Annotated in this window: 5 protein-coding genes; all 5 read right to left on the bottom strand. The window is 68.9% G+C overall.

What is annotated here, in order from left to right; all coding sequences use genetic code 11:
- A partial coding sequence (gene tsaB / locus Q8M82_RS08510) for a tRNA (adenosine(37)-N6)-threonylcarbamoyltransferase complex dimerization subunit type 1 TsaB (RefSeq protein ID WP_305690935.1) occupies window positions 1–372 on the bottom strand: 372 nt, incomplete at its 3' end.
- Window positions 373–562: 190 nt separating this feature from the next.
- The gene (locus tag Q8M82_RS08515) at window positions 563–1,123 is read right to left on the bottom strand and encodes a NifU family protein (protein WP_305690936.1); all 561 of its coding nucleotides are present in this window, start codon (window positions 1,121–1,123) and stop codon (window positions 563–565) included.
- Window positions 1,124–1,230: 107 nt separating this feature from the next.
- Window positions 1,231–1,725, bottom strand: a complete 495-nt coding sequence (locus Q8M82_RS08520) for a universal stress protein (protein ID WP_305690937.1) — start codon at window positions 1,723–1,725, stop codon at window positions 1,231–1,233.
- A gap of 92 nt (window positions 1,726–1,817) precedes the next feature.
- Complete coding sequence (gene trpS, locus Q8M82_RS08525; protein WP_305690938.1) at window positions 1,818–2,867, bottom strand: tryptophan--tRNA ligase; 1,050 nt, start codon at window positions 2,865–2,867, stop codon at window positions 1,818–1,820.
- Window positions 2,868–2,916: 49 nt separating this feature from the next.
- Window positions 2,917–3,254 (bottom strand): hypothetical protein (locus Q8M82_RS08530; RefSeq protein WP_305690939.1); only part of this gene is annotated, 338 nt, incomplete at its 5' end.

The raw sequence follows: 3,254 nt of genomic DNA on the forward strand, positions 1-3,254 counted from the left end.
CTGCCCGTGCCTGGCGTCTAGCGCGGCAGCGATCACGCGGCCGCTCTCGCGGCCGACCAGCGGCGCGGCGCAGGCAGCCAGCGTGGTGACGCCGACGGCGGGGATCTTCGCCGCGAGCGCGACGGCGCGTGCGGCGCTGACGCCGACGCGCAGACCGGTATAGCTGCCGGGCCCCACTGTCACGGCGACGCGGTCCAGCGAGGAGAAGCCGCCATCGACCGCATTCATCACGCGCTCGATCAGCGGCATCAGCGCCTCGGCATGGCCGCGCTCCATCGCCACCTGCTCGATCGCGAGAGGCTCGGCCGAGCCCGCCTCCAGCACGCAGGCGGAACAGGCGCCGAGCGCGGTGTCGATCGCGAGAATGCGCATTGGTGCTGTTCGGCCCTGTTACATAAGATGCTGAAACACGCCGTCATCCCGGACAAGCTGCGTAGCAGCGCCGATCCGGGATCCATCATAGGGCGCCGACCCCGCTCTATGATGGATCCCGGAACTCCGCTCCGCTTCGTCCGGGATGACGGCGTGTCTGGTTTATACAATCAGGAGAGCGAAGGTCCGCTCAAATCGCCTCGACCTCGCGTACGTCCGGGAGGAAGTGGCGCAGCAGGTTCTGGATGCCGTGCTTCAGTGTCGCGGTCGAGGAAGGGCAGCCCGAGCAGGAGCCCTTCATCGCGAGATAGACCGTGCCGTCCTTGAAGCCGCGGAAGGTGATGTCGCCGCCATCGCCCGCAACCGCCGGTCGGATGCGCGTTTCCAGCAGGTCCTTGATGGTCTCGACGGTCTGCGCGTCCTCGGGGGCGAAGAACTCGCCCTCTTCGATCACATCCGCCTGCGAGCCGCTGGCCAGCACCGGTGCGCCCGACATGAAATGCTCCATGATGGCGCCCAGGATCGCGGGCTTCAGATGCGGCCACTCGCCGTCCGCCTTGGTCACGGTAATGAAGTCGGCCCCGAGGAAGACGCCCGACACGCCGTTGACGCCGAAGAGCCGCTGCGCCAGCGGCGAGCGCTCGGCCTGTTCCGCGTCGCGCAACTCCAGCGTGCCGTCTTGCATGACGGTGCGGCCGGGCAGGAATTTCAGGGTCGCCGGGTTCGGCGTGGCTTCGGTCTGGATGAACATGCTGGAGTCTCCGGTCCCGGACGGTTCAAGGCCGCCGTTCCATCAGCGAGATATAGGCGCCTGGCGCGAATCATTCCAGCGTGAAGCGGGTGGCCGGCGGCGCCGGGTCACGCCAGGGCGTCGATTTCCTCGTCCTCGAGATGGCCGGGCACGATCGCGACGGGAATCGGGAAGCTCGCGGCCGACTTGCCGGCGAGCGCGCTGACCAATGGCCCCGGCCCGTCGCGCCCGGCGCCGGCGGCCAGCACGAGCAGCGAGATGTCCTCGTCCGCCTCGATCAGCTTGACCACCTCATCCGCCTTGTCGCCGGTACGCACGACGCGCTCGGGCTCGAGTCCGGCGAAGGTGCGCACGGCGTCGGCGGCGGCGTCGATCAGCTTCTCGGCCTCGGCTTCGGCTTCCGCCTGCATCACCTCGCCGACGCCCAGCCAGGTCTCGTGCTCTGGCGGTGTGATGACGCCCAGCAGCACGATCGAGGCACCAAGCCGCGCGCATCGGCGCGCCGCGAAGCGGACCGCCTTGGCGCATTCGACGCTGTCATCGACGACCGCGAGGAATTTCGGGCGATGGCCCGTCTCATAGGACCGCCGTCGTTTCACCATGTCGCCTGTCCTGCCGCCGCTTCAGGAGTGGGCATCGTGGCCCGCGCCGCAACGTCAGCGCAAGTCTGCCCGTGTAAACCTCGCCGCACGGCTCAGCTGCGCCGCACGAAGCCGACGATGTCCTTGACGTCGCGCATGATCGGCGCGGCGATTGCCTCAGCACGCTGCGCGCCTTCGCCGAGAATCGCGTCGATATGGCCGACATCGGCCAGCAGGCGGCGCATCTCGCCGGCGATCGGCGCGAGCTTGGCCACGGCGAGGTCGACCAGCGCCGCCTTGAAGCCGGAGAACTGCCCGCCGCCGAACTGGGCCAGAACCTGCGCCTTGGTCTCGCCGTTCAGCCCGGCATAGATGCCGACGAGATTCTCGGCCTCGGGCCGGCCCTCCAGCCCCTTCTCTTCGGAGGGCAGCGCGTCGGGGTCGGTCTTCGCCTTGCGGATCTTCTGGGCGATCGTCTCGGCATCGTCGGTCAGGTTGATGCGCGAATTGTCCGAGGCGTCGGATTTCGACATCTTCTTGGTGCCGTCGCGCAGGCTCATCACGCGGGGCGCCGGGCCCTGGATCATCGGCTCGGGCTGCGGGAAGAACCCAAGTTCGCCTGTGCCAAGCCCGCGCTCCGCGATCTGCGCGCCGAAATCGTTGTTGAACTTCTGCGCGATGTCGCGGGCGAGTTCGAGATGCTGTTTCTGGTCCTCGCCGACTGGAACATGCGTCGCCTTGTAGAGCAGGATGTCGGCCGCCATCAGCGCCGGATAGGCGTAGAGCCCGATCGAGGCGTTCTCGCGGTCCTTGCCGGCCTTCTCCTTGAACTGCGTCATGCGGTTGAGCCAGCCCAGGCGGGCGACGCAGTTGAACACCCAGGCGAGTTCCGCATGCTGCGAAACCTGGCTCTGGTTGAAGATGATGCTGCGCCTGGGGTCGACGCCGGCCGCGACATAGGCCGCCGTGACCTCGCGGATCGCCCGAGTCAGGTCGGCCGGGTCCTGCCAGACCGTGATCGCGTGCATGTCGACGACGCAATAGATGCACTCATGCGTCTCCTGCATCGCGACCCAGTTGGTCAGCGCGCCCAGATAATTGCCGAGATGCAGCGTCGAGGTCGGCTGCATGCCGGAGAAGACGCGCTGGTGAAAGGTCGCCATCGGGGCGCTCCGTCGTCACGAACGGGAGGGAGAGAGGGGGGCTTCTGGCTCAACCGATGCGCTTGCGCAAGGGGCCGGGCCAGCGGCGGGGCCCGAAGAGGCCGAGCGCCCAGCCCGCGGCGCCGTAGCCGGCAAGCCCCCCACCGCAGAGCAACGCGAGCCCCACGGCGCGCGTGATCACAGGCTCGCCCGGCGCCATCCAGTCCTGAAGGGCCGGGCCGAGGCCCATGAGCAGGAGGAGCATCGCGAGACTGGCGACGGCGACGGCGGCCGCCGGCCGCAGCGCCGAGGCCGGCCGCCAGAGCCCTTCCCGGGCGAGCAGCGCCCCCAGCATCAGGGCCTGGAGCAGGAAGGCGAGGCTGGCGGCGAGCGCCGCCGTCGCGGCGG

It is taken from the genome of Allobosea sp., assembly GCF_030694325.1.
In the GTDB taxonomy this organism is placed as follows: domain Bacteria; phylum Pseudomonadota; class Alphaproteobacteria; order Rhizobiales; family Beijerinckiaceae; genus Allobosea.